Raw genomic sequence first — 25,221 nt, 5'->3', positions numbered from 1 at the left:
GGTCAAGCGCAGTGCTAACGTCCGAGCAGGTTGCGCGCCATGCTGGCGACCTGTGCCAGCATGGCCGGGGCCACGGGGGACTGGCCCTGCGCCCGCGTGATCATGCTGCGGAAATTGGTCACCGCGGTGGACTGTTCCTCGGCCCATTTGGCGACGACGGCAGCCAGATCCTTCTTCGCATCCTTGCGCCGCGCCAACCGCCGCAGCAGTTCGAGCCGCATCTGCTGGAAATCGCGCGCCAGCCCCGAAACCAGCAGGCGTTCCCACACGTCCGACGGGCTCATCAGCGCCGCGGTCGACTGCGCCCAGTCGAGGCCCAGACGGCGGCCGACATCGGTGAAGGCCTCGGTCAGGCCGATCGGCGCTATGCCGGTTTCGCTCGACAGCTTGGCCAGCCCGACAGCCCCGTCGAGGTCGTAGAGATGCGCCACGCGCGCAGCGAGCGCTTCGGGCGCGCCCGCCGACACCAGCTGATCGCGCAGCCGATCCGATTGCTGGCGCGATTCGGCGCTGAGCAATTCGCCGGTGGCCCCCGCCAGTTTGCTGACCGCCTTGCCGATCTCTTCGACCAGTCCGGTCGGGTCGACGCTGCCCGATGAAGTGCGCAGCACGTCGGACATGAGGTTGCCAGCGGCTGCGGCGATGCGGTCGAACAGCATCAGCCGGGCGCTTTCGGGCATGGCACTGGCATCGATCGCGGCCCACAGCGCGGGCAAGTCGAACAGCTCTTCCGCAGCCACGAAAGCGGCGGCGACTTCATGCAGTTCGACGCCCTCTTCTTCGGCCAGTTCGAAGGGATGGACCATCCCCATGCGGTTGACGATGCGGTTGGCCAGCTTGGTCGCGATGATCTCGCGGCGCAGCTGGTGCCCGTTGATCTGCGCCTTGAACTTCTTGCGCATCGGTTCGGGAAAGGCTTCGAACAGCGTGTCCTCGAGCAGCGGATCGTCCGCCAGCTCGCCCTGCTCGATCGCGTCCTGCAGGACCAGCTTGGACGACGACAGCAGCACTGCGAGCTCGGGGCGGGTCAGGCCGCCGCCGTCCGCCGCGCGGCGCTGCAAGGTCTGGTCGTCGGCCAGTCCTTCGGTCTTGCGGTCGAGATTGCCGCCCGCCTCGAGCGTGTCGATGATGTGCCGCTGCGAGGCCATGGCGCGCGCGCCGCCATATTCGGCGATCGAGAGCGCGAGAGCCTGCAGGCGGTTGTCCTCGAGCACGATCTGCCCGACTTCCTCGGTCATCGATTCGAGAAGCTCGACGCGCTTGCGTTCGCTCAGCTTGCCCGCGCGCTTGGCCGCGGCGAGCGCGATCTTGATGTTTACTTCATTGTCCGAACAGTCGACGCCCGCCGAATTGTCGATGAAGTCGGTATTCGAACGGCCGCCGCGCTGCGCGAATTCGATCCGGCCGGCCTGGGTGATGCCGAGATTGGCGCCTTCGCCGATCACCTTGGCGCGCACGTCGCGGCCATCGACCCGCAGCGCGTCGTTGGCCGGGTCGCCGACTTGGACGTTGTTCTCGTGCGCGGCCTTGATGTAGGTGCCGATGCCGCCGAACCAGATCAGGTCGACTGCCGCGGTGAGGATCGCCGAAATAAGCGCCTCGGGCTCGATCTGGGCCTGGTCGATGCCGAATTTCGCCTGCGCCGCCTTCGACAGCTTGATGCTTTTCGCATCCCGCGGGAACACGCCGCCGCCGCGCGAGATCAGCGCGCTGTCATAATCCTCCCAGCTCGATCGCGGCAGGTCGAACAGGCGCTTGCGTTCTTTCCAGCTGGCCGCCGGATCGGGATCGGGATCGATGAAGATGTGGCGATGATCGAAGGCCGCCACCAGCTTGATTGCCTTCGACAGCAGCATGCCGTTGCCGAAGACGTCGCCCGACATGTCGCCGCAGCCGACCACCTCGACCGGGTCTTCCTGCACGTCCACCCCCATTTCGAGGAAGTGCCGCTGGACGCTGACCCAGGCGCCCTTGGCAGTGATGCCCATGGCCTTGTGGTCGTAGCCCTTCGAACCGCCGCTGGCGAAGGCATCGTCGAGCCAGAAGTCCCGCGACTTGGCGATCGCATTGGCGACATCGGAGAAGGTCGCGGTGCCCTTGTCTGCGGCAACCACGAAATAGGGGTCTTCGCCATCGGTGATGACGACATCGTCGGGGTGCACGACCTGGTCGTCGACGATGTTGTCGGTGACCGACAGCAGCGTGCGGATGAAGGTCTCGTAGCTGGCGCGCCCCTCGGCCGCCCAGGCCTCGCGGTCGAGCGCCGGATTGGGCAGCTGCTTGGGATAGAACCCGCCCTTCGCGCCGGTTGGCACGATAACCGCGTTCTTGACCCGCTGCGCTTTCATCAGCCCGAGGATCTCGGTGCGGAAATCGTCGCGCCGGTCGGACCAGCGCAGGCCGCCGCGCGCGACGGGGCCGCTGCGCAGGTGGATCCCCTCGACCCGCCGCGAATAGACGAAGATTTCGCGGTAGGGGATCGGCTTGGGCAGGTTGGGGACCCTGGCCGAATCGATCTTGAAGGCCAGCGCCTCGGCGGCGGCATCGGCAAAGGCATTGGTGCGCAGGATCGAATCGATCAGTGCGTTGTACAGCCGCAGCAGGCGGTCATCGTTGATTGCCTTGACCTTGGCGAGGCCGCGCTTGATCGCGCCGCGCGCCTCTTCGATGGCGGCGTCGCGGCCGTTGCCGAACTCGGGATCGTGCCGCGCGGTGAACAGCGCGATCAGCGCGCGGGTCACGTCGGGCGCGGCGGCCAGCGCGTCGACCACGGTGTAGATGGTGAAACCCATCCCGGCCTGGCGCAGATAGCGATAGAAGGCGCGCAGCCAATTGGCCTCGCGCGACGAGAGACCCGCTTCGGGGACCAGCCGGTTGAAGGGATCGTTCTCGGCTTCGCCGTTGAGCACCGCGGCAATGGCTTCCTCGATCGCATCGGCGCGGTCGATCAGCCCCTTGGGGTCGGCCCCCGGCTTGAGGTCGAGCAGGAAGTCGTGGACCGTGCCCAGCCGGCCATCGTCCAGCACGGTGGGCATTTCCGAACGCACGTAGAACCCGAAATCCTCCAGCGCGGGCACGCCTTCGGACAGGGGCAGGCTGCCTTCGGACTGGTACAGCTTGAGCCGCAGGCAGCCCTCGGTATCGCGCTCGCAATAATACATCCGCGCGCCGCGCACGACTTCCTCGCTCTCGAGGCTGGCGCCCAGATCGTGGAGGCGGGCGATGTCGAGCGCGGCCTCGCGTGGGCCGAACCGACCGCGGAAACCGGTCGGGAAATGCTCGGCGAAACGCATCGCCAGCGCTGCCGCGCGCGAGCTGTCCTCGAGCGCGGAAAGCTCCGCCTCGACCGCTTCGCTCCACCCGCGCAGCAGCGTCTGCATCTGCTCCTCGAGCGCCGCCTCGTCGGGTGCCTGGTCGCCGTCGCGAATGTCGAAGACGAACCGCAGCGTGGCGAGATTGCCGCCCTCGACCTCGAGGCTCCAGTCGAGCAGCCGCGCCGAGGCGGCTTCCTCGAGCAGCGCCTGGATTTCCAGCCGGACCTGCGTGGCGACCATGTCGCGCGGCAGCCAGACGAAGGCGAACAGGTGGCGCGCCAGCGGCGCCTCGACCAGCGCAAGGCGCGGACGCGGGCGGTCGACCAGGCTCATCATGGTGATCGCGACGCGTTCGACGTCGCTTTCCGAAAAGCCGATCAGCAGGTCGTGCGGCAGCGTGGTCAGCGCATGGACGAGCGCCTTGCCCGCATGGCCGCCGTCGTCGAAGCCGTGGCGGCCCCGCAGCATGTCGAGCTGGCGCCGCAGGCGCGGCACATTGCGCGGCGGGGCCGCCAGTGCGGCGCTGGTCCAGACGCCCGCATGCAGCGACAGCGCGACCGTTTCGCCATTGTCCTCGACCGGCACGATGAACAGGTCGAGCGGGACGCGGCGGTGGACATTGCTGAGGTGGTTGGCCTTGATGATCAGCGGGCGGCGCGGATCGTTGCCCGCGGCGAACCAGGCGAAGGCGCGGTCGTAGGATGCCTCGGCGAGCAGCTGCGCCGCGCTCTTGCGGCAGATGCCGAGCTCGTCTTCCTGCCGCCCGTCGCGGTAGCGGGTGACATGGCCCAGCTGCGTCAGCATGCCCGAATTGAGCCATTCGAGCAGTTCGGCGCCCTCTTCGCTGTCGCCGGCGATCCGTTCGGCATCGGCCGCCATCGCGTCGCGCAGCTGCGGCCAGTCGGACACCGCCGCGCGCACGTCGCCCAGCGTCAGCTTGAGCGTTTCCTGCAATTGCCGCCGGGTCTTCGCATCGACCCGCGCGGTCTCGATGTAAATCATCGATTCGCGATCGGCATCGTCCTTGTCGCGGTCGGGTATCGCCTGCAGGCGTCCCTTGCCGTCGCGCTCGACGGGGATCACCGGGTGGACCAGCCGGTCGATCGATAGGCCCAGCGCGGCGATGGTCGCCGCGACCGAATCGACGAGGAAGGGCATGTCCTCGTTGATGATCGCGATCCGCGTCAGCCGCCGGTCGTCGCTGACGCTTTCGATCGCCATGGCCGACCGGCCGCGCGTGCGCTGGGAAGCCAGCTCGCCGACGAAAGCGGCGGCATCTTCGAGACGTGCCTTCTCGAAGGGCGTGTCGCCGGACAGCAGCGACAGCCGCATGCGTTCGGTAATCGCGTTCTGGAGCTTCTTGGGCAGCGCGGCAGTGTTCGAACCCATACGGGGCCTCTCTCCTGTCGGCGCATGATCGTTTCAGCGCCGCGAAATAATTGGGCCGTGTCCGCCACGACCTGAGCGCCGCGCCTATCCCTGTTGCAGGCGCCCCGCAAGGTGCCGTGCGACAGAATTCGCACGCCCGTGGGTGGCGCGGGAGCGCCCTGCCGACGCTACGGCACGCTCAAGCCGCAAGCGCCTCCATCGCCAGTCGCAGCGAGCGGCAGCGCGCTTCGGGATCGTACATGCTCCCCCCGAAGAGGACTTCGTCGGCGCCTGTCCGCGCAATGAACGCGCGGACGGCCTCGGCAGCCTGCTGCGGCGTACCCGTTGCGCTGGCCTGGCCGATATGCGCGAGCATGGCCTGCGCCTGCGGAGGCAGGCTGGCGCGATAGCCGCGCACGGGCGGGGGCAGCTTGCCCGGCGTGCCCGTGCGCAAGGCGACGAAGGCCTGCAATTGCGAGGTGGCGAGATATTCAGCCTCGTCTTCGGTGTCGGCGACGAACAGGTTCATCGCGACCATGACATGCGGTTTTTCGCAGGCTTCGGAGGGCTGGAAATCGCGGCGGTACAGCTCGAGCGCGGTGTCGAGGTGATCGGGCGCGAAATGGCTGGCGAAGGCGTAGGGCAGCCCGAGCTTGGCGGCGAGCTGCGCCCCGAACAGGCTCGACCCGAGCATCCAGAACTGCGGCTTCGCACCGACGCCGGGAGTGGGCTGGACGGCGGTTTCGCCTGCCATCAGCGCGATCAGTTCGGCCACGTCCTGCGGGAACATTTCCGCCGCCCGGTGAAGGTCCTTGCGCAGCGCGCGCTGCAGTTCGGGGCCGGCCCCCGGCGCGCGGCCCAGCCCCAGGTCGATCCGGCCGGGGAACAGCGCATCCAGCGTGCCGAATTGCTCGGCGATCTGGAACGGCGAGTGGTTGGGCAGCATGATCCCGCCCGATCCGATGCGGATCGTGGAGGTCGCATTGCCGATATGCGCAAGCACGACCGAAGTCGCTCCCCCGGCAATGCCCTTCATTGCATGGTGTTCGGCAACCCAGAACCGCTTGCAGCCCGCGTCTTGGGCCGTGCGGGCGAGCGCGGTCGCGGCGGCAAGGGCATCGCCGACCGAGCCGCCTTCGCGGACGGGGACGAGATCGAGAACGGAAAAATCGGTCATGTGGCGAGTTGCTCCAGATAGCTGCGGGCGCGGGTCGCTTCGGGGCTTTGCGGCGCGACCTGCAGCACCGATTCGAAACTCCTGCGCGCATCGTCCTCGCGCCCCGAAAGCGCGGCGATCACGCCCGCTTCGAGGCCCACGGCGGGATCCTGCGGTGCCAGCAATGCAGCCTGTGCGATCTGTTCACGCGCCTCGCCCAGCCGGTCCAGCCGGCGCGAGAGCGTGGCCGAGAGCAGCCATGCGCGGCCATTGGCGGGATCGCTCGCCCGCGCCTGCGCCAGTTCCGCAGCGGCTTCCTCGCGGCGGTCCAGCGCCACCAGTGCGCGCGCGCGGTCGACTGCGATGCTGGCGGTAAGCGGCGCATCGGCGGACGCGGCAGCGAAGCGGCTGGCACGCGCGAAGGCGATCTCGGCGATCGCGGGCTTGCCCTGCGCCATCGCGGCATTGCCCGACATCGCGGCCAGCCGCGCCCGATAGGCCGGGGCGCCGTCGGGCACTTCGTCGGTGGCCAGGTCGAAGGCGCGCTGGGCGCCGTCGAAATCGTCCAGCCGGACCAGGGCCAAGCCAAGGCAATGCGCCGATTGGGCCAGCTCGAGCTGGTTGGCGGCGGTTTCACGCCAGGTCTGCGCCATATCGCTGGCTGCGGAAGCGTCCTCCGTCGCCAGGGTAACGCATTCGGCCAGCTTGCCACCGGATGACGGCAAGGTAGCCGGCGGCGCAGCCACGCTCTCGCGCTGGGGCCGGTCGCGCAATTCTTCGGGGATGCCGGGAAAACTGCCCTGGGTGGGGTCGGGGCCGACCTGCATCAGCAGCAGGGCGAGGGCGGAGGCAATCATGCAGGACCTTTCGAAAGCGTAGCCACCGTGCGCAGCAGCAGGGCGATGTCCTGTCCGCGCGACAAGCGGTGGTCGCCATCCTTTACCAGCGCCACCTGTACATCGTCCGAACGCAGCCGTTCGGCAAGCTGCAGGCTGATGTCCCAGGGCACGTCCGCATCGCGCTGGCCATGGATCAGCCGCACCGGCGCTTCGATGGGGATTTCGCCGCCGAGCAGCAACTGGGCCTGGCCGTCGGCGAAGAAACCGGCATGCATCGGGGTGGGTTCGGGCCCGTAGGGATTGTCGTCGTACAGCGTCTCGCCCGCCCGCAATCGCGCCTTTTCATCTGCGCCGCGGCCCCAGTCGGTAAAGTCGGGCGCGGCAGCGATACCGACTATGCCGGCAAGGCGCGGCCCGAGCGCTGCGCCGACCGCCAGCATCAGCCAGCCGCCCATCGACGACCCGATGACCAGCACGCGGCCGGTGATGTGAGCCTCGACCAGCGCCAGCACTTCCTCGCGCCAGCGCGACAAGGTGCCATCGGCGAAATCGCCATCGCTCTCGCCGCAGCCCGAATAGTCGAGCAGCAGGCAGGCGCGCCCGCCCTGCTGCGCCCAGTCGAACAGCGCGGTCGCCTTGCTGCCGGCCATGTCGGACATGTAGCCGGGCAGGAACACCAGTGCGGGGCCGCTGCCGGGGGCGAAGCGATAGGCGATGCGCCGCCCGTCGGGCATGGCGTGGAACTGAATGTCGCTCATGCGCGCATGCTGTTCACGTCGCAGGGCGCGATTGCAAGGGTCAGAAAAAGTCGAATTCCGCGACATCCGGATCGTCGGCGCACATCGATTTCAGCGCCGCGAACTCGGCATCGGACAGGACCGGGGGATAGGCCGGGGCCGTGCGGGCAGCGGCGCGATAGGCCTGCGCGCGTTCGCCGGCCGAGGGATGGCTGGCGAGCCAGCCGAGCACGGCGGGGCCATCCTCGCTGTCGCTGCGTTCGTCGGCCATGCGGGCGAAGAAATCGGCCGCGCCCAGCGGCGAGATCGCGCTTTCGGCCATCCTTGCGCGGGCATATTCGTCGGCCTCGCGTTCGGCGTCGCGCGAATAACCCATGGCGGCCAGGCCGAAGACCCCGTTGGTGACGCCCGAATCGGCCCCGGCCAGCAGGATCGACATGCCGAACTGGCGCAGCAGCGCGGTCATCACGTGGCGTTCGCGGACATGGCCGACCTCGTGCCCCAGCACGCCCGCCAGCTCCTCGGGGCTCTCGGCCTGCTGGACCAGCCCGTCGAACAGCAGGACCTGGCCGCCGGGCAGGGCAACGGCATTGGCCATGTCCATGTTGGCGATGCCAGCGCGCACCTTGTCTTGCGCGTTGTCGGCCGGGTCGACCTTGGCCAGCAGCTTGGCGAGCGCGGCGTCGCCTGCGGGCGTATGGCAGATCCGTCCGCCGAAATCGCCGATCAACGCGTCGCCGATCTGGCGTTCCCAGCCGGCCGGGATACGCGGGCCGAGCCAGGCGGGTGCAGTCAGGAACAGCGCCACCGCCGCCGCGCTTGTCACGGCGAAGATCGCCGCTGCCCGGCCCAGCCCGAGCCGGTCGATCCAGCGGCCGTAAGTGCTTGGCCGCGGCAGCCGGGCCGCCAGGCCGGGCGGCATGTCCGCCGGCAGGATCAGCCGGAAATCGGGCTGGCTCTTGCGGCGATAGATTATTTGCCTGGGCCGCGTATCGGCGAATTGCAGGTCGTCGACCGCGAATTCGGCGTGCGCCGTCGGGGCATGCAGCACCAGCCCGGCGTGCCCGTCCCAGTGCAACTCGCCCGCGTGGCGCAGGGCGCTGCGTCCGTCGTACCATTCGGCGGCAAGCTGGAAGCTGGTATCCATCGGCTCAGATCGCGCCCATGTCGAACGCATCGAGCAGGCCTTCGCCATGCCCGGCGGTCCGGGTCCGCGACTGGGTCAATTCGTCGAGCAGAATCTCGCCGCTCGCTTCGAGATGGGTCATGAAGAACTTCCAGTGGCGGTACGACAGGAAGACCAGCCCGATGCCGAGGGTGAAGACCACCAGCAGCGCATCGCCCAGCAGCAGCTTGACCCAGTCGAGCGTCGAGGCCTCGAAACTGAAACGCAGGTCGCGCCAGCGTGTCGCGCCGACCATTTCACGGTAGAACTTGGCATAGAATGCCACGGCGATCAGGCCGAGGCCGAGATAAAAGAACAGCACCAGGCCGATCAGTCCGACGAGGCCGCCCAGTGCCACTCCGTTTTCGCCGCCGATGCCATAGCCGGCAAGCATGCCCATGCCGGCCATGATCACCCCGCCGACGAACAGCACGAAGGGAGCGAGGTAAAACAGCAGGAAACGGGCGAACACCCCGCCCGCCTCGCCATCGCTGCGGAAGGCGAAGGGGCCGAAGCTCATCTTGCTCCAGCGTTCGTTCCACAGGCTGGTCATCGACCAGGGTAGCAGCAGTCCGAGCGGCAGCCAGCCGACCGCGGTCTTCCACATGTAGGACAGGCCGAACGCGAAGCCCTTGCTGTCGCTGCCCCCGCGGATGCCCCGCCAGCGCGTGCGCGACAGGCGATAGCGCAGGGCGCGGAACCGCGCGACTCCGCCGAGATAGAAGATCGAAAGCAGCGCCGCCACGCCGAGCGCCGATCCCAGCGCCTCGTAGCCGCGGGCGATCAGCGCCTGCGAAACGAAGCTCACTCCGAAATAGGGCACGCCGAACAGCACCAGCACGATGACGAAACCGGCAAACAGCTCCATCCCGGTGCCCGCCCATTCGAGATGCTCGTCGACGAACCTCGTGCGCGACCACAGATAGCGCCGCTCGCGCGCGGTGGCCCAGAACCGGTAGATGCCCAGCGTGACGATCGTCAGCAGGAGGTTGGGCAGCGCGATCCGCGCGAAATCCTGCCAGTTGCCTTCGAATGTAAAAGCGCTGTCCGCGCTGTAGGCATGGTGCGACCCATCGAGCAAGTTCGTGTCCCTTGAATAACCCGCCGCCACGGGTCGAGGATCGGAATGATCCTGTCAATCATGGTGCGGGACTACTCGGTGCGCAGGAAGATCTCCTCGATGGTCAGACCGAATACATCGGCGATGCGGAAGGCGAGCGGCAACGACGGATCGTAGCGGCCGGTCTCGATGGCGTTGACGCTCTGGCGCGACACTTCGAGCCGGGTGGCGAGGTCCTGCTGGCTCCAGTCGCGTTCGGCGCGCAGCACCTTGAGGCGGTTCTTCAAGCGCCGCGCACCTTCTGCCACAATTGCGCGAGACCCAGGCCGATCGCCCAGACAGGCAGCACCCACCAGGCCCAGATATGCGGCACCAGCTCGAACATCTCGAGGAAGCCCCAGAAGATGCCCAGCGCGAGCACCAGGCCGAGCGCGACCAGGGCGGCCATGATCGTGCGATGGCGCAGATATTCGTCCTGTTCCTCGGCGAGGTAGCGCCCCATCGCCCAGATGACGCCGAAAGTCGGGAGTGTCGGGAGCAGCGCGATTGCGAAAACGAGCGCGTCCGACAGTTCGTAGCGATTCCATAACGTCACGGCGATGCCGAGCCCGAGAACATAGCCCAGGTTGCTGAACACGATCCGCCGGTTGTAATCGGCCATGGCGCGGCTGGTGCAGCCGTCGGGCCGGCGCCGTGCCAGTGGCAAGAGCAGGCAGGTCGCCGCTGCCAGCAGAATGAATCCGACCGGCGATTCGATCGCCCCGCTCAGTTTCAGCGCCGCTATGATGACGACGCTAAGGAAATAGAGGGCGACCCAGCGCCCCGGCGACGTGAGCAGCCAAGGCCTGCCGGTACCGCTCATGCGCGCATCTTCGCGCTGCACCCGCACGAGCCGCGGCGCGCGATATGGATGGCTGCCAGCGCGGGCAAGAGGATCACGCTGAACCGCGCGAATTGCTCAGGGATAACGTCGAAGATCGCCAGCACGGCAATCGCGATGATCGCACTGGCGAACAAGAGGGCAGGCTTGGGTGACATGGCAATGGTCCTTTCCGTGATGTAAAGCGTATTTGTCACGAGCGCTGCCTATTGTCAAGCTTGCTGGACATCGTATACTTGACAAAGCACAGTGATTCTTTACCCCAAGGGCCGCGTGACAGGCCGACCTCAGAGAAACTCTTCTCTGAAAAGCTGCACCGCTTTGCCTGTGGCCTGGGCCATATTGAGAAGCGTTGGCAGGACAGGTTGTCCGCCAAGAACATCTCCCTTTGGGAGAGCTATCTCGATGGTGATGTGTCCATCATCCTCGATTTTGAGTGGCGCATTGGAGGCGAAGTCGACGGTATTCCCGGAAAACGAGCAGTTGGTAAACTGCATCCCGCCAATCCTGATGGTGGCTTTGTGAACTTGAACCACGGGAATAATCAGGTTGTGTTTGTCGATATTGTCAAAGTGGGTGATGGCCCAGACCGCCTCGTTTCCTCCGGCATCCCGGTGGGGCTTTATCTTATTGAGGATAAGCCGCTCGACGTTGGGGAAGGCGGCCTTTACAGGCGACTTCGTGAGGGCGTCTACGAGGTTCTCCCGAGTTTTGTGGAAGGGGAACGAGGGTTTTCTCGTGTCGGACGTGGTTCGGTGCAGAGCAAGCCAGAGGTGATCGAATGCGGACCTAAGGTTGTGGATCGCGTCTCCGATCATCAATGGCATCAATCTTCCGGCCTCACCAAGCGAGGTGAACTGAGCGGTTTCGCTACCATCCGGCTGTTTAGTGATGGTAAGAGCGTTGGCTGGGATTCCGCTCAGCTGGCGAACGGTTCTATTGAGCTCGTTGATGTGGCTGTAGGCCCGTTCGACCTTTAGGGTGGCTCCAGTAAAGCCGTTTTGGAGTATTAGCTGCATGGGTGACTCCGCTAATATCAAAGAGAATGACGTTCTAAAGCGTATGCTTGGCACGCCACCGAAGAAGAACGAGCCAACTACTCCGCTGGGGAAGCGTCGGCGGACTGAAAAAGAAAACGGGGCGGACCCGAAAGCCCGCCCCGCAGTAGGTTAAAGGAGGCAGGGCTGATTGGCGTCAGCCCCGCGTTTCCCCGTGTTGACCTCGGAAACGCGGCCTTGGTTCCAGTTTAGGTCCGCAGCGATATCATGCTGATATTCGCCCGCTGCGATCCTGCGCTTAACCTCGGCGTAAACTTCCGAGGAGTATGGTGCCCTCTCGGGGCGTTTGGGTCGTTGGACTTGCATGGTTTTTAGCCTTCTCCATGCGCGACCGGACTTGACGGTAATCCCCCAGTGTTGGTATCCCCACACTGTGACGGGGATTAGCCCGCTCCTGCCCCCGGACAAGGATAGACAGGAGTTGCCCCGAAAAGCCCCGGCGTTGGCGCGCCGGGGTTTTCTCTTTTCAGGACAATCAACTGCGTAGGATTCCGGGAGTCTGGGCAAGAGTCTAGCCCCGGTTTGTTCTTTTCCCGGATTCGATGGGGAGAACTAGCGTTGGGTCCAGCGCTTGCGGCGCTCGCCAATGTGGCGAGGCAGTGTTCGCTTAGGCGGCAGCGAGGCCGTTAGTCCGCCGATAAGTAAGGCGCTTGCCGCTGATACCCTTGAGGGCGATGTCGGCGCGCTCCGCGTCATTGATGCCAAGGCCGACACGGTTGGAATAGCGAAAATCGAACTCTGCAAGATAGCGCGCAAGGTGCTGCTGTCCGCAATGCTGGTAGATCCCGCGCATACCGCGCTTGAAGATGCCGAAGAAGCCTTCGATGGTGTTGGTGTGAGCCGTGCGATCGGCGGCGCTGACATATTCGTCCTGCGTATGGTTCACCCATACGTGCTTGGCGAAGTCCTGGCCGGGGCGACGATATGCCTTGTTGTCGTCTGTAAGGAGGCGGCTCTGGCGATCAACGCGGGTGAAGAGATAGCCGCCGATGTCGTCGGCAGTGAATGACCCGTTGAACACGATAGAGGAAGCGCGGCCTGTCTTGCGGTCGATCAGCGAGACGATGCGGTTCATGTTACGCAGGGGCATGCGGCTCTTCGGCGCGGTCTTGTCCTTGCCGTAATAGGTTTCGTCGGCCTCGATGTCGTGGCCTTCGCCGCCCATCGGGCCGTTGTCCGAAGGCTTCATTGCCTCGCGGATGCGGTGGGCCATGAACCAAGCGGTCTTATAGGTAACACCGATCATACGATGAAGCTGGTGGGCGCTAATGCCCTTCTTGCTGGACACGATCAGATGTGTGGCGAGCAGCCACTTGTGAAGCGGAACCTTGGAGGACTCGAATACGGTGCCGACCGTCACCGTGAACTGCTTACGGCAGCGGTTGCACTGGACAACACCCTTGCGAAGCGCGCCCTCGGGATGGGCCTTGGTCTTGCGTCCACGCTGCGGGGGAAGCCGCCTGGCATCTTCGCTCTCGCAATGAGGGCAGACCGGACCGTTCGGCCAGTGGAGCGCTTCAAGGTGCTCGCGGGCTGAGTCTTCGTTCTGAAAGCGAGGGGCGTAGATGTTTTCCATGCCCACACCCTAGCTGGGAGGGCTGCTTTGTCAAGTATACAATGTCCAGCTTGCTTTCCAGTCCGTCGCGCGTGCTTGTCGCTTCGCAAAATGGCTTGTCACCACACCGTCATCGGGCGCAGGCAGGGGGCCGGAAGAGGAGAATTCGAATGTTCGCGACCGAACCGCCTGCCGCTGCCCCGCTATCCGCACTTAACCGCCGCACGCTGCTCAAGACCGGCATCCTCGGGCTGGGGGTGGCAGGAGCTCCCCTCGCCGCGCAGTCGGGCGGGCAAGGGTTCAGCCACGGCGTCGCCAGCGGCGAACCGGCGGCCGAGCGAGTCCTGCTGTGGACCCGCTTCGTGGGCGCGCAGGACACCGCGCTCGAATTCGAGGTCAGCGAAACGCTCGAATTTTCGCGCGTCGCGGCCGGAGGCTCTGTGACTGCGCGCGCGGAGAACGACTGGTGCTGCAAGGCTTGGGCCGAAGGGCTCGAGCCGGGCCGCTGGTACTATTACCGCTTCACTGCACCCGACGGATCGCATTCGGACGTCGGCCGCACGAAGACGCTGCCGGTCGGCAAGACCGACAAGTTCCGCATGGCGGTGTTCTCCTGTTCGAACATCGGGTTCGGCTGGTTCAACGCCTATGCGCATGCCGCCGCCGATGGCGATTTCGACTGCGCGCTGCACCTTGGCGATTATTTCTACGAATACGGTCCCGGCACCTATCCCTCGAACGAAGAGGCGCAATCGGGCCGCGTGCTGTTTCCGGCGCGCGAGATCGTCAGCCTCGCCGATTACCGCATGCGCTATGCGACCTATCGCCGCGATCCGGACCTGCGCCGGCTGCACCAGCTGTTCCCGATGATAGCCGGCTGGGACGATCACGAAAGCACCAATGATTCGTGGGAAGGCGGCGCGCAGAACCACCAGAGCGAGACCGAGGGCGAATGGTCGACGCGCAAGGCCGCCGCAGTGAAGGCCTACCGCGAATGGATGCCCGTGTCGGACGAGCCCTGGGCCGCCTATGAAGTGGGCGACCTCGCGACGCTCTACCGGCTTGAAACGCGGCTGACCGCCCGCGCCGAACAGTTTTCCTACGGCCAGATCCTGTCGGGCAAGACCAGTCCCGAAGCCGCGATGGCTGCGCTCGTCGCCTTTCGCGAGGGCGACTACCGCGATGGCAGCCGCGAATTGCTCGGAATGAAGCAGCAGGCCTGGCTGGCCGATGGCCTCAAGCGCTCGGCTTCTGCAGGCAAGCCGTGGCAGGTGCTGGTGCAGCAGGTGCTGATGGGCAATCTGGTCACGGCACCGCGTTTGACCGAAGGGCTGCCGGCAGACCTGCCCGCCTATATCCGCCAGCGCATCCTCGCCGGAGCGATGGCCGGACGCGCCGAATTGCCGCTCAACATGGACGCGTGGGACGGGTATCCCGCCGCGCGCGAACGGGTGTTCAAGGCCGCACTCGACGCCAATGCGAATCTCATCAGCCTGGCGGGCGATACGCATAATGCCTGGGCTTTCGATCTCGATCATGCGGGGGAGAAGGTCGGGGTCGAATTCGGTGTGCAGGGGGTGACCTCCCCGGGACTCGAAAGCTACGCCTCCTACCTCCCAGTCGATGTCCTCGAACGCGAGACGGTTGCGCACAATCGCCAGCTCAAGTGGATGGACGGATCGCGCCGCGGATACATGGCGGTGGAGCTCACCCCGGCCAGCGCATCGAGCGAGTTCCGCTTCGTTTCCAGCGTGCGCGAGAAGGGCGCCGGGGTGAACGATACCCGCCGCGTTTCGACGCAGGCGGGAAGTCGCGCGCTCGATATGGGTTGAGAAACCCGCGGCCCGCACTTAATGTGCCGGCCATGCCCGACGCGCGCATCACCACGACCACTACCACCACCCCGGGTGACCGGGGGCGGTCGGTCGCGGCTTGATCCGCGCCGCCGCCGCCCGGTTTCGGGTGGCATGGCGTTTCCTCCCGAAACAGGATTTTGCGCAAACGCCGCTTCAAGCGCGCGCGCCCTTGTGCCATGGGCGCCGCAACCAAACGGACGACGAATGACATGACGGAACTGCTCAAGATCAGCCTGCCCGATGGATCGGTGCGCGAAATGGAACAGGGCTCGACGCCGGCCGACGTCGCCGCAGCGATCGGGCCGGGCCTCGCCAAGGCGGCGATCGCGGCCCGCGTCGATGGCGAATTGCGCGACATCAACCGCCCCTTCGAGGGCGATGCCGAGCTGGCGCTGGTAACCGCGCGCGACGAAGAGGATGCGCTCGAACTGGCACGGCACGATTTCGCGCATGTGCTCGCCGAAGCGGTGCAGGCGCTCTGGCCGGGCACGCAGATCACCTTCGGTCCCGCGACCGACGACGGTTTCTATTACGATGTGAAAGCGCCCGAGAGCCGCGACCCGTTCAGCATGGACGACCTGCCCGCGATCGAGGAAGAGATGCGGCGGATCATCAAGGCCGACAAGCCGCTGCGGCGCGAGGTCTGGAGCCGCCAGCAGCTGATCGAGAAGTGGGAAGCCGAGGGCGAGACCTTCAAGGCCGAATGGGCGCGCGAACTGCCCGAGGACGAGGAACTGACGGTCTACTGGTCGGGCGAGGACTGGCTCGACATGTGCCGCGGGCCGCACCTGCCGAGTACCGGTAAGCTCGATCCGCAGGCGTTCAAGCTGATGCGGGTGGCAGGTGCCTATTGGCGCGGCGACCAGAAGAATGCGCAGCTCACGCGGATCTACGGCACCGGCTGGCTCAACAAGAAGCAGCTCAATGCGCATCTTACGCGGCTGGAAGAAGCGGCCAAGCGCGACCATCGCAAGCTGGGCCGCGAGATGGACCTGTTCCACCTGCAGGAAGAGGCGCATGGCAGTGTCTTCTGGCACCCCAAGGGCTACCGTATCTGGCGCGAGCTCGAAGCCTATATGCGCCGCAAGATGGATGGCGGCGGCTATCGCGAGATCAAGACGCCGCAGCTGATGGACGTGCGCCAGTGGGAGCAATCGGGTCACTGGGGCAAATATGCCGAGAACATGTTCGCGGTGCCCGACATGGTGCCCGAGGTCGACGACAGCGGTGCGGGTGCGCATCCCAGTGTCGCCAAGGACGCCGACTGGATGGCGATCAAGCCGATGAACTGCCCCGCGCATGTTCTGGTCTTCAAGCAGGGCATCACCTCCTATCGCGACCTGCCGATCCGGCTGGGCGAGATGGGCTGCTGCCACCGCAACGAACCGCATGGGGCGCTTCATGGCCTCATGCGCGTGCGCCAGTTCACGCAGGACGATGCGCATATCTTCTGCACCGAGGAACAGGTCGTCGAGGAAGTGCGCGCCTTCTGCAGCCTCGCCGCAGAGGTCTACAAGGACTTCGGCTTCAGCTTTGCGATCAAGCTCGCGCTGCGGCCTGAAAAGCGTCTGGGTTCGGATGCGGACTGGGACAAGGCCGAGCAGGAACTGCGCGATGCGGTCGAGGAAGCCGGCATGATGAGCGAGGAGTTCGGCTGGGAAGAACTGGAAGGCGAAGGCGCCTTCTATGCGCCCAAGCTCGAATGGCACCTCACCGATGCAATCGGCCGGACCTGGCAGGTCGGCACGATCCAGGGTGACCGCGTGCTGCCCGATCGTCTCGATGCGACCTATATCGGCGAGGATGGCGACAAGCACCGCCCGGTCATGCTGCACCGTGCGATCTTTGGTAGCTACGAGCGCTTCATCGGTATCCTGATCGAACATTTCGCCGGGCGCCTGCCCGTCTGGCTCGCCCCGGTGCAGGCGGTGGTCGCGACGATCGTGTCCGACGCCGACGACTATGCGAAGGAGGCGGTCGCCAAGCTCGAGGCCGCCGGCATCCGCGTCGAGAGCGACCTGCGCAACGAGAAGATCAACTACAAGGTGCGCGAACACAGCCTCGCCAAGGTCCCGCACCTGCTGGTTGTGGGCAATCGCGAAGCCGAGGAAGGCACGGTCGCCGTTCGCACGCTGGGCGAGAAGGACCAGCGCGTGATGAGCCTCGACGAAGCGATCGCGATGCTGCGGAGCGAAGCCACCCCGCCCGACTTGCGCTAGAAGGACTGCAAGCGATGGATCTGCTGGCGGCCTATGCGCCGTGGCAATTGGCGGCGGCGCTTGCCGCGGCCTTCGGCTCGGCCTTCGTGCGCGGCCTGACCGGTTTCGGCATGGCAATCCTGCTGGTGCCGATCCTCGCGCTGGCATTGCCGCCGGTGGAGGCGGTGCTGTTGGCCAATTTCCTCTCGCTCTTCATCGGGCTGAGCGAGGTTCGGCGGCTGGTGCGCGGGGCGGAGCGCTCGGCGTGGCGGATATCCCTCCTCGTAGTGCTGGTCACCCCGCTCGGCCTACTGGCGCTGGCTGCGACGAGCGATGACCTCGCGCGCTTCCTGATCGCGATGATTGCGCTGTCCGCCTTCTTCGCCATTCTCCTGCCACGCCGGGCGGGCACCGAACCGGGGCATCTGGCCACCGGAGGGGTGGGGGTGCTCAGCGGGCTGATGACGGGCTATGCCGGAATGCCCGGCCCGCCGGTCGTGCCCTATTATGTCGGGCGGGCCATCCCGCGCGAGACGGCCAAGGCCTCGATGATGCTGATTTTCACCATTGCGGCAGGCGCGGGCCTGGTTTCGGGCGCCGCACTGGGAATCCTCGCCTGGCGCTTGCCGCTGCTGGCGGCGTTGCTGTTCCCCGCCGTATTCCTGGGCAATTGGCTGGGGGATCGCGCTGCGGGGCAGATCGGGGACGCGCTGTGGCGCGGGGTCGTCGGCGTGATTTTGGGCGGGGCCGCGCTCGCGGCGCTGCTGCGCCTGCTCTAGCCGATCAGAACGGCAGCACCGGTCCGGCGAGGACCAGCGCAAGGCCGCAGCCACCCACGATCAGCGCGCGCGCGAGATCGACCACCGACTGGGCGGGGGTCTGCGTGCGGGAGAGAGCGGTGGGCTTGACCATGACCGCCATTCTCGGCTGCAATAGCTAATGAAAAGTTAAGGCTGCCATCCGGCCGCGGGCATCTGTTGGCTCGCGCAATGGAACCCGCCTCCGCCCGCAAGCACGGCATCGCCCGGCAGGCCGATCGTTGCGCGGTCGGGGAACAGTTCGGCCACGGCTGCGACGCCTTCGGCATCATGCGGGCTGTCGAAGGTCGGCACGACCACGAGATGGCTGGTGATCGCGAAATTGGCGTAGCTCGCGGGTTCGACATGGTCGCCGCTGGTGACCAGCCCGGGCGAGGGGATCTGCTTCACGGTCGCGCCCACTGCTTCGGCGCGCGCCTTGGCATCGGCGTAGATCGCGGCATTGGGATCGTCCTTGCCGGTGGCGCGTGGCAAACACAGCGTATTGGGCGCCACGAAGCGCGCGAGATTGTCGACATGACCGTCGGTGTGGTCGTTGATCAGCCCTTCGCCGAGCCACAGCACGCGCGTGAAACCGAGATCGCGCCGCAACCGGGCCTCGATTTCTTCGCGCGACAGCTGCGGGTTGCGGTTGGGATTGAGCAGGCATTGTTCGGTCGTGACCACCAGCCCGGTGCCATCGCCGTCGATCGCCCCGCCTTCGAGGATCCAGTCCGCTACTGCGAGCGGCAGCCCGGCTTCTTCGGCCAGTTCGGCGCCGACCGTCTGGTCGCCGTCCATCAGATATTTGCCGCCCCAGCCGTTGAAACCGAACCGCCGCGCGGCGCGGTTGCCCGCGCCGTCGCACAGCACCAGCGGGCCGGTGTCGCGCAGCCAGACATCGCCGTAGCTGCGCCGTTCGAGCGTGACGGCGCCGGTTACCAGCTGGCGCGCGCGTGCCTCGTTGGCGGCGTCGCGAACCAGCAGGCGAACTTCCTGTCCGCTCTCAGCCACTGCATTGGCGAATGCCGCGATCTGCTCCTGCGCGCGCGGGAGCACTGCGGGCCATTCATCCGCGTCGTGCGGGAACCCGATCCACAGCCAGTCCTGCGGGGCCCATTCGGGCGGCATGTGCGGCGTCATGGACCGGTTCTCCCGCTCGGCAGGATCAGGCAGCGCAGCCAGCGCCTTCGGCGGCACAATCCTCGTCGCGCGTGGCCTTGAACTCGTCGCCCTCGTTCCAGTTGGGCCAGCTGGTCGAATCGGCCAGCATGCGCCCGATGCGGTAGAACAGCGCGAGATCGCTCATCACGCCCGACCAGTCCCAGTTCGGATCGTATTCGTCCTTGGGCCCGTGATAGCGGTTGTCGCGGTAATCGGCGGCTACGGCGGCGCCCGCCTCGGTTCCGCCGTCGATCAGGTCTTCGCCGCCGTCGAGATAGAGCATCGGCACGCCGCGCTTGGCGAAGGCGAAATGATCCGAACGATAGTAATAGCCCGCTTCGGGGTTCGGATTGGGCGTAGTCACCCGGTCATCGTTCATCAGTGCCTTGTCGAGGAACAGGTCGAGCTGCGACTTGCCCGGTCCGACTACGGTCACGTCCTTCGCAGCGCCCGCCATCAGGAAGGCGTCCATGTTGACGCCGCCGACCGTCTGGTTGAGCGGGAACACCGGATCGGCAGCGTAATAGTCCGCGCCGAGCAGGCCCGATTCCTCCGCGGTCACCGCAAGGAAGACGAGGCTGCGCTTGGCCGGGCCGGCCTGGGCATGCGCTTCGGCCAATGCGACCAGCGCGGCGGTGCCGGTGGCGTTGTCGACCGCGCCATTGCAGATGTCGTCGCCATCGGGTGCCGGCGTGCACCGGCCGAGATGGTCCCAGTGCGCGGTGTGCATCACATATTCGTCAGGCCGTTCGCTGCCCGGCAACATGCCGATGACGTTCTTCGAGGCAAAGGTACGGATGTCGTTGCGGAAGCTGGTCGAGGCGGTCAGTCCGAGCGCGACCGGGGCGAAGCCCTCTTCGCGCGCGGCGGCGGCCAGTTCGCCGAAATCCTTGCCCGCCGCGGCAAACAGGCGTTCAGCCACGCTCTTCTGCACCCAGCCATTGAGCTGCGTCATCGGCGGCGGGTTGTCCCCGCGCGAGGCATAGGCCTGCGGGCCGGACCAGCTGCTTTCGACCACGTTCCAGCCATAGCTGGCGGGTTCGGTGTCGTGGATGATGAGCGCCCCGGCTGCGCCCTGGCGCCCGGCTTCTTCGTATTTGTAGGTCCAGCGGCCGTAATAGGTCATGGCCTTGCCGTTGAACGGGCCTTCCAGCGTCTCGGCGCCGAAATCGGGATCGTTGACGAGGATGACCGCGGTCTTGCCTGCCATGTCCAGCCCGGCATAGTCGTTCCATCCCTTTTCGGGTGCGTTGATGCCATAGCCGACGAAGACCAGTTCGCTATCTTCCAGCGCGGTCTCGACATCCTCGCGATAGCTCACGCCGACCCAGTCGGAGGCGTATTCGAGTTCGATCGGGCCGCTATCGGCGCCTGCGATCGTCAGCGGGGCGTAATCCTTGCCGGTGATTTCGACCAGCGGCACTTCCTGCACCCAGCTGCCGTTATTACCCGGTTCGAGGCCGGCCTTCTCGAATTCCTCGATCAGATAGGCAACGGTCTTTTCTTCGCCCTGGGTGCCTGGCGCGCGGCCTTCGAATTCGTCCGACGACAGGCGCTCGGTGACGCGCTTCATCGTTGCTTCGGAAAGCGTGCCGTCGGCGACTTCGGGCAAGTCGAGCATGGCATCGGCGCCTGCGCCGGTTTCCAGCGCGCCATCGCAGGCGGTCAGCAGCAGCGCCGAACAGGCAGCAAGAACGAAGCGTTTCATCGAAGGGCGTCCTCTCAATTCGAACATGCGCGCGTCTTGTCAGCATGGCGCGGCAAGGGCAAGCTTGCGCATCCGCGCCGCCTTGCGGCAGAGGGACAGGCGATGGCTGCCGACTGGACTTCTGCGCTCAACCGCGCCCGCGATCACGCGCCTTTCCTTGCCCGCGCATTGGAACGCCGCCCCGAGCTGGCGGAACTGATGGCAAGCGGCGATGGCGAGGCTGCGCTGCGCGCCGCCAAGCAGGTCCGCGCAACCGATGTCGCGAGCGCGTTGCGGCAGGAACGGCTCGGCCTCGCGCTGGTGCTGGCCGTGGGCGACCTTGCCGGGGCATTCGATCTCTACAAGGTGATGCGCGAGCTTTCGACTTTCGCCGATCGCGCACTCCATGCAGCGATCGAGGCGGCGATCCGCAAGCGCGTTCCGGATGCGGAGCCAGCGGGGATGATCGGCCTTGCGCTGGGCAAGCACGGGGCAGGCGAGCTCAACTACTCATCCGACATCGACCCCATCCTGCTCTACGATCCGGCGACGCTGCCACGCCGCGAGCGCGACGAGCCGGGTGAAGCGGCGCAGCGCTATGCCCGTGAAACCGTGCGCTTGCTGTCCGAAGTCACCAGCGAGGGGTATGTTTTTCGCGTCGATCTGCGGCTGCGACCCGCTTCCGAAGTGAGCCCGCTGGCGCTGCCGCTCGATGCGGCGATCACGCATTACGAAAGCTCGGCGCTGGCCTGGGAGCGCGCGGCGTTCATCCGGGCGCGTTCCTGCGCGGGCGATATCGCTGCGGGCGAGGCGTTTCTCGACCATATCCGGCCATTCGTATGGCGACGCAACTTGGATTTCGGCGCGATCGACGAAGTGCGCCGGCTGACCCACCGGATCCGCGAGGAGCAGCGCGGGCCTGCCGAACCGGGTCCGGGCTACCATCTCAAGCTGGGCCGCGGGGGCATTCGCGAAGTCGAATTCTTCGCGCAGACCCACCAGCTCATCCATGGCGGGCGCGATCCCTCGCTGCGCGGCCGCGGGACACGCGAAGCGCTCGATGCGCTAGCGGCGACCGGCCGTATCGGGGAAAGCGACGCGCGCCGGCTGGGTGACAGCTATGACGGGCTGCGCACGATCGAACACCGGCTGCAGATGGTCGGGGACCAACAGACCCACAGCCTCCCAAGCGGCCAGGCGCTGGACGAGGTCGCGCGGCTGCACGGTCTCGATACCGGCGCGCAGCTGGTCGAGGCGGTGGAAACGCTTGCCCGCCCGGTTGCGGAGCGCTTCGATGCGCTGCTGGACGAGGACCGTATATCGGTTCCCAGAAGCGCGCCGCATGTGCTGGGCGAGGACAGCCATGCCCCCGGTATCGCTCCGGAACTGGTGGAGCGCGTGGCCGGGTGGACCAGCGGCAAATATCAGGCGCTGCGCAGTTCGGCCGCGCTGAGCGCGTTCGACGCGATCCGGCCCGACCTGCTGGCATCGATTGCGGCCTCGCCCGACCCGGACGCCGCGGTGCTCCGCTGGGAAAGCCTGATCGCGCGTCTCCCCAGCGCGGTAAACCTGTTCCGCCTGCTCGAAGCGCGGCCGGGTCTGTTCGCCCTGCTGGCGGATTGCCTGACGCTCGCTCCGCCGCTGGCCGACGAACTCGCGCGGCGCCCCGACCTGCTCGATGCGCTGATCGATCGCACCGCGCTGGATCTTCCCGGCGGGGTCGAGGAACTTGCGGCCAAGATGGGCCGCCGCGAACGCGGTGACGACTACGAAATGCAGCTCGACCGCTTGCGCGTGGTGACCGGGGAAGAGCGGTTCGCGCTGGCAGTGCAACTGGTCGAAGCGGCGCACGACCCGCTGGCGATCGCCGCCGGACTGGCGCGCACCGCCGAAGCCGCTTTGCAGGTGGCGGTGCGTGCGGCCGAAGAGGAATTCGCCGCCAAGCACGGACGGATCGCGGGCAGCGAACTGGTCGTGCTCGGTCTGGGCCGGCTGGGCGGCGGCGTGCTTACGCATGCATCCGATCTCGACATCGTCTATCTGTTCACCGGCACGCATGACGGCGAATCCGATGGCGAGCGCCCGCTTGGCGCGACACTCTATTTCAATCGCCTGGCGCAGCGTGTCACGGCTGCGCTCAGCGTGCCGACCGCGCAAGGGGCGCTGTACGAAGTCGATACGCGGCTGCGCCCGCAGGGCAACCAGGGGCCGTTGGCAGTGAGCGTGGAGAGCTTCGCGCGCTACCAGCGCGAGGACGCCTGGACGTGGGAGCACATGGCGTTGACGCGTGCACGCGTGCTGGTCGGCAGCACCGGCGCCCGCGACGAGGTCGACGCGGTGGTCCGCGACATTCTGTGCAAACGGCGCGATGCCGACCGGCTGCGCGGCGATGTCCTGAAGATGCGCGCCGAGATGGCGGGGCACAAGCCTGCCAAGGGTCCGCTGGATGCGAAGCTGCTGCGCGGCGGGCTGGTCGATCTCGAATTCCTCGTCCACTTTCTCCAGCTGCGCGATCACGAAGGTCTGGTGCCGGGTCTTGCGCAGGCCATCGCCGAGCTGGCCGAAGCCGGCCTGCTGCCCGCCGGGATTGCCGATGCGCATGGATTGATGACGCGGTTGCTGGTCGGTACACGGCTGCTGGCGCCCGACCTCGATCGGCCCGATCCCGCCGCGGCGGCCCTGCTCGCGCGGCAGAGCGGCTGCGATAATTATGCCGACCTGCTGCGCAGCCTAGGCGGCGCGCGCGAGAGCGTCGCGGCGGCCTGGCAGGACGTGTTCGGCGAAACTTTGGAGATGGATGGATGACCGATACTTTTACCGAAGGCGATGCCTTTCCCGACTTCAGCATGGAAACCCCCGACGGCGGCACGGTAACCAAGGCGGACCTCGCGGGCAGCAAGGCGGTGATCTTCTTCTACCCGAAGGACAACACGCCCGGTTGCACCACCGAGGCGAAGGAATTTTCCGCGCTCAAGCAGGAATTCGAGAAGGCGGGAACGCGCCTGCTCGGTGTCAGCAAGGATTCGCCGAAGAAGCACCAGAATTTCATCGCCAAGCACGATCTGACCGTCGCGCTCGCGACCGACAAGGAGGAAGGCGGTCTGTCCGATACGCTGGGGGTGTGGGGCGAGAAGACCAATTACGGCCGCACCTATATGGGCATGATTCGCTCGACCTACCTGCTCGGCGAAGACGGGCGCATCCTGCGCATCTGGCCCAAGGTCCGGGTCAAGGGCCACGTCGACGAAGTCCTCGAAGCCGCGCGCACCGCCTGACCGCGCAGGCGGCGGGCAAGCACCGGGCGCTCCTGCGGTCTGCAGCCAGCGAATCGTTGACCCTGCTGCAGGCATTGCCCGGTTCGGCTGCAACCGATTTCGCGGATTACTGCCGGATACGGTCGAAAATATCGGAAATCGCTGCAAAATCGCGTGTCGAAGTCGATTTTCGGGGGGTGGGAGCGGGGTTTCAACGACTCAACGCGTTTCGCTTGCGGCCTGCCGCGCGTCCGTTCCGCAGCACTTGCCTGATCGATTTTTTACCCGATAACCCAAACTCACGAGACGCCGGGGGGTTCCGGCAGTGACGTAAAAATGGCGAAAGCGGCATGGGACGCTGTCTTCGCCAAGAGCAAAAGGCGCGCAAAGCGTCGGATGGACGGGTTAGCATGATCACCAAGCGCGCAACGCTTGCTTTCGCAATTATGGCCGGTTTCGGTCTTGCCGCCGCTCCGGCGCAAGCGCAGGAAACCAACGCCGCTGCGGCGGTCGGTGCCATCGACATGAGCAAGGTGGCCCAGTCGGCCCAGCCGGGTGACGACGCCCAGTTCCAGCAGCTGTTCGCCAAATGGGACGAACTCGACCGCTCGACGCCGGCAGCGGCGCGGGTCTCGGTGCCTTCGCGGATGCCGCTCGACGATACGCGGCTGACCAGCGATTACGGCATGCGGACGCACCCCGTGCTCGGTGGGCGCCGCAGCCACAAGGGTGTCGATCTGTCGGCCCCGACCGGCACGCCGATCTATGCCACCGCCGATGGCTATGTCAGCAAGGCGGAATGGTTCTCGAGCTACGGCAAGTTCGTCTCGATCGAACATGGCGCCGATCTGCAGACGCGGTTTGCACATATGTCGGGCATCACGGTGAAGGCCGGCACCCGCGTGAAGAAGGGTGACGTCATCGGCTATGTCGGTTCGACCGGCCGCTCGACCGGCCCGCACCTCCACTACGAAGTCCGCATCGCCGGCAAGGCCGTGAACCCGGTTCCCTATATGGTCGAATCGGAAGCGCAGCGGGCTTTCGCGCTCGCCACCGGCACTGGCGGGCAGGGCGACGGCGACGACAACTGATCGAGCCGGCCTTTCGGGCAGGATAAAAAGGCGGCGGGAGCG

At 66.2% G+C, this 25,221-nt stretch carries 20 protein-coding genes; 7 read left to right on the top strand and 13 right to left on the bottom strand.

The features are described from left to right. Window positions 1–14 precede the first annotated feature (14 nt). The 9 genes from GRI55_RS03205 to GRI55_RS03165 all read right to left on the bottom strand — a co-directional run bounded on the left by GRI55_RS03205 (window position 15) and on the right by GRI55_RS03165 (window position 10,677). Window positions 15–4,703, bottom strand: a complete 4,689-nt coding sequence (locus GRI55_RS03205; protein ID WP_160766178.1) for an NAD-glutamate dehydrogenase — start codon at window positions 4,701–4,703, stop codon at window positions 15–17. A 178-nt stretch (window positions 4,704–4,881) separates the two neighbouring features. After that, window positions 4,882–5,859, bottom strand: a complete 978-nt coding sequence (locus GRI55_RS03200) for an LLM class flavin-dependent oxidoreductase (protein WP_050601578.1) — start codon at window positions 5,857–5,859, stop codon at window positions 4,882–4,884. Beyond that, a complete protein-coding gene (locus GRI55_RS03195; RefSeq protein WP_160766177.1) occupies window positions 5,856–6,695 on the bottom strand; it encodes a tetratricopeptide repeat protein in 840 nt (279 codons plus the stop codon). The genes GRI55_RS03200 and GRI55_RS03195 overlap by 4 nt, the downstream gene beginning before the upstream one ends. Next, a complete protein-coding gene (locus GRI55_RS03190) occupies window positions 6,692–7,435 on the bottom strand; it encodes an alpha/beta hydrolase (protein WP_160766176.1) in 744 nt (247 codons plus the stop codon). The genes GRI55_RS03195 and GRI55_RS03190 overlap by 4 nt, the downstream gene beginning before the upstream one ends. A 40-nt stretch (window positions 7,436–7,475) precedes the next feature. Further along, entirely contained in the window at window positions 7,476–8,591 is a 1,116-nt protein-coding gene (locus GRI55_RS03185) for a M48 family metallopeptidase (RefSeq protein ID WP_160766175.1), read from the bottom strand. Next, on the bottom strand, window positions 8,566–9,660 hold the full coding sequence (locus GRI55_RS03180) for a YjgN family protein (RefSeq protein ID WP_160766174.1): 1,095 nt from the start codon (window positions 9,658–9,660) through the stop codon (window positions 8,566–8,568). The genes GRI55_RS03185 and GRI55_RS03180 overlap by 26 nt, the downstream gene beginning before the upstream one ends. Window positions 9,661–9,731: 71 nt before the next feature. Next, the gene (locus GRI55_RS03175; RefSeq protein WP_050601583.1) at window positions 9,732–9,926 is read right to left on the bottom strand and encodes a helix-turn-helix transcriptional regulator; all 195 of its coding nucleotides are present in this window, start codon (window positions 9,924–9,926) and stop codon (window positions 9,732–9,734) included. Continuing rightward, window positions 9,923–10,501, bottom strand: a complete 579-nt coding sequence (locus GRI55_RS03170) for a hypothetical protein (RefSeq protein WP_160766173.1) — start codon at window positions 10,499–10,501, stop codon at window positions 9,923–9,925. Before GRI55_RS03170 ends, GRI55_RS03175 begins: the two co-directional genes overlap by 4 nt. Further along, a complete protein-coding gene (locus GRI55_RS03165) occupies window positions 10,498–10,677 on the bottom strand; it encodes a hypothetical protein (protein WP_160766172.1) in 180 nt (59 codons plus the stop codon). The genes GRI55_RS03170 and GRI55_RS03165 overlap by 4 nt, the downstream gene beginning before the upstream one ends. Before the next feature lie 78 nt (window positions 10,678–10,755). Between GRI55_RS03165 and GRI55_RS03160 the strand changes: the two genes are divergently transcribed. Further along, window positions 10,756–11,499, top strand: coding sequence for a hypothetical protein (locus GRI55_RS03160; RefSeq protein WP_160766171.1), 744 nt, complete (start codon window positions 10,756–10,758; stop codon window positions 11,497–11,499). A gap of 685 nt (window positions 11,500–12,184) precedes the next feature. Here the strand turns inward: GRI55_RS03160 and GRI55_RS03155 are convergent. Then, window positions 12,185–13,153, bottom strand: coding sequence for an IS1595 family transposase (locus GRI55_RS03155; protein WP_160766170.1), 969 nt, complete (start codon window positions 13,151–13,153; stop codon window positions 12,185–12,187). A 149-nt stretch (window positions 13,154–13,302) separates the two neighbouring features. On the opposite strand from GRI55_RS03155, the gene GRI55_RS03150 reads away from it, so the two are divergent. The 3 genes from GRI55_RS03150 to GRI55_RS03140 all read left to right on the top strand — a co-directional run bounded on the left by GRI55_RS03150 (window position 13,303) and on the right by GRI55_RS03140 (window position 17,965). Beyond that, window positions 13,303–14,964 (top strand): alkaline phosphatase D family protein, encoded by a 1,662-nt coding sequence (locus tag GRI55_RS03150; RefSeq protein ID WP_160766169.1) that lies wholly within the window; start codon window positions 13,303–13,305, stop codon window positions 14,962–14,964. Window positions 14,965–15,197: 233 nt separating this feature from the next. Beyond that, window positions 15,198–17,207: a threonine--tRNA ligase gene (thrS, locus tag GRI55_RS03145; protein ID WP_160766168.1), complete on the top strand. Its 2,010-nt coding sequence runs from the start codon at window positions 15,198–15,200 to the stop codon at window positions 17,205–17,207. A gap of 14 nt (window positions 17,208–17,221) precedes the next feature. Further along, the gene (locus GRI55_RS03140) at window positions 17,222–17,965 is read left to right on the top strand and encodes a sulfite exporter TauE/SafE family protein (protein WP_160766167.1); all 744 of its coding nucleotides are present in this window, start codon (window positions 17,222–17,224) and stop codon (window positions 17,963–17,965) included. Window positions 17,966–17,969: 4 nt separating this feature from the next. On the opposite strand, the gene GRI55_RS15135 is transcribed toward GRI55_RS03140, so the two are convergent. From GRI55_RS15135 to GRI55_RS03130, 3 genes are read right to left on the bottom strand one after another with little or no spacing between them, the layout of a single operon-like run. After that, on the bottom strand, window positions 17,970–18,098 hold the full coding sequence (locus GRI55_RS15135) for a hypothetical protein (RefSeq protein WP_265597042.1): 129 nt from the start codon (window positions 18,096–18,098) through the stop codon (window positions 17,970–17,972). A gap of 35 nt (window positions 18,099–18,133) precedes the next feature. Then, window positions 18,134–19,126, bottom strand: coding sequence for an agmatine deiminase family protein (locus tag GRI55_RS03135; RefSeq protein ID WP_160766166.1), 993 nt, complete (start codon window positions 19,124–19,126; stop codon window positions 18,134–18,136). Window positions 19,127–19,151: 25 nt separating this feature from the next. Then, window positions 19,152–20,855, bottom strand: a complete 1,704-nt coding sequence (locus GRI55_RS03130) for a M28 family metallopeptidase (protein ID WP_160766165.1) — start codon at window positions 20,853–20,855, stop codon at window positions 19,152–19,154. 102 nt (window positions 20,856–20,957) lie between these two features. Here GRI55_RS03130 and glnE point away from each other — a divergent pair, with 102 nt between their 5' ends. The 3 genes from glnE to GRI55_RS03115 all read left to right on the top strand — a co-directional run bounded on the left by glnE (window position 20,958) and on the right by GRI55_RS03115 (window position 25,179). Then, window positions 20,958–23,639 carry a bifunctional [glutamate--ammonia ligase]-adenylyl-L-tyrosine phosphorylase/[glutamate--ammonia-ligase] adenylyltransferase gene (gene glnE, locus GRI55_RS03125; protein WP_160766461.1) on the top strand — a complete coding sequence of 894 codons (2,682 nt, stop codon included), beginning with the start codon at window positions 20,958–20,960 and terminating at the stop codon, window positions 23,637–23,639. Next, window positions 23,636–24,109 (top strand): peroxiredoxin, encoded by a 474-nt coding sequence (locus GRI55_RS03120; protein ID WP_063506219.1) that lies wholly within the window; start codon window positions 23,636–23,638, stop codon window positions 24,107–24,109. The genes glnE and GRI55_RS03120 overlap by 4 nt, the downstream gene beginning before the upstream one ends. 389 nt (window positions 24,110–24,498) lie before the next feature. After that, window positions 24,499–25,179, top strand: a complete 681-nt coding sequence (locus tag GRI55_RS03115; protein WP_082835590.1) for a M23 family metallopeptidase — start codon at window positions 24,499–24,501, stop codon at window positions 25,177–25,179. Window positions 25,180–25,221: the final 42 nt, after the last annotated feature.

Source organism: Qipengyuania citrea (genome assembly GCF_009828015.1).
Lineage (GTDB): Bacteria > Pseudomonadota > Alphaproteobacteria > Sphingomonadales > Sphingomonadaceae > Qipengyuania > Qipengyuania citrea.
The sequence above is the reverse complement of the archived record's forward strand: the minus strand, read 5'-3'. Positions and strand labels throughout refer to the sequence as shown.

Excerpts from the sequence above, each read along its gene's own strand:
- GRI55_RS03205 (WP_160766178.1), bottom strand. The coding sequence starts at position 4,703 with ATGGGTTCGAACACTGCCGCGCTGCCCAAGAAGCTCCAGAACGCGATT.
- GRI55_RS03200 (WP_050601578.1), bottom strand. The coding sequence starts at position 5,859 with ATGACCGATTTTTCCGTTCTCGATCTCGTCCCCGTCCGCGAAGGCGGC.
- GRI55_RS03195 (WP_160766177.1), bottom strand. The coding sequence starts at position 6,695 with ATGATTGCCTCCGCCCTCGCCCTGCTGCTGATGCAGGTCGGCCCCGAC.
- GRI55_RS03190 (WP_160766176.1), bottom strand. The coding sequence starts at position 7,435 with ATGAGCGACATTCAGTTCCACGCCATGCCCGACGGGCGGCGCATCGCC.
- GRI55_RS03185 (WP_160766175.1), bottom strand. The coding sequence starts at position 8,591 with ATGCGTTCGACATGGGCGCGATCTGAGCCGATGGATACCAGCTTCCAG.
- GRI55_RS03170 (WP_160766173.1), bottom strand. The coding sequence starts at position 10,501 with ATGAGCGGTACCGGCAGGCCTTGGCTGCTCACGTCGCCGGGGCGCTGG.
- GRI55_RS03165 (WP_160766172.1), bottom strand. The coding sequence starts at position 10,677 with ATGTCACCCAAGCCTGCCCTCTTGTTCGCCAGTGCGATCATCGCGATT.
- GRI55_RS03155 (WP_160766170.1), bottom strand. The coding sequence starts at position 13,153 with ATGGAAAACATCTACGCCCCTCGCTTTCAGAACGAAGACTCAGCCCGC.
- GRI55_RS03150 (WP_160766169.1), top strand. The coding sequence starts at position 13,303 with ATGTTCGCGACCGAACCGCCTGCCGCTGCCCCGCTATCCGCACTTAAC.
- thrS (WP_160766168.1), top strand. The coding sequence starts at position 15,198 with ATGACGGAACTGCTCAAGATCAGCCTGCCCGATGGATCGGTGCGCGAA.
- GRI55_RS03140 (WP_160766167.1), top strand. The coding sequence starts at position 17,222 with ATGGATCTGCTGGCGGCCTATGCGCCGTGGCAATTGGCGGCGGCGCTT.
- GRI55_RS15135 (WP_265597042.1), bottom strand. The coding sequence starts at position 18,098 with ATGGTCAAGCCCACCGCTCTCTCCCGCACGCAGACCCCCGCCCAGTCG.
- GRI55_RS03135 (WP_160766166.1), bottom strand. The coding sequence starts at position 19,126 with ATGACGCCGCACATGCCGCCCGAATGGGCCCCGCAGGACTGGCTGTGG.
- GRI55_RS03130 (WP_160766165.1), bottom strand. The coding sequence starts at position 20,855 with ATGAAACGCTTCGTTCTTGCTGCCTGTTCGGCGCTGCTGCTGACCGCC.
- glnE (WP_160766461.1), top strand. The coding sequence starts at position 20,958 with ATGGCTGCCGACTGGACTTCTGCGCTCAACCGCGCCCGCGATCACGCG.
- GRI55_RS03120 (WP_063506219.1), top strand. The coding sequence starts at position 23,636 with ATGACCGATACTTTTACCGAAGGCGATGCCTTTCCCGACTTCAGCATG.
- GRI55_RS03115 (WP_082835590.1), top strand. The coding sequence starts at position 24,499 with ATGATCACCAAGCGCGCAACGCTTGCTTTCGCAATTATGGCCGGTTTC.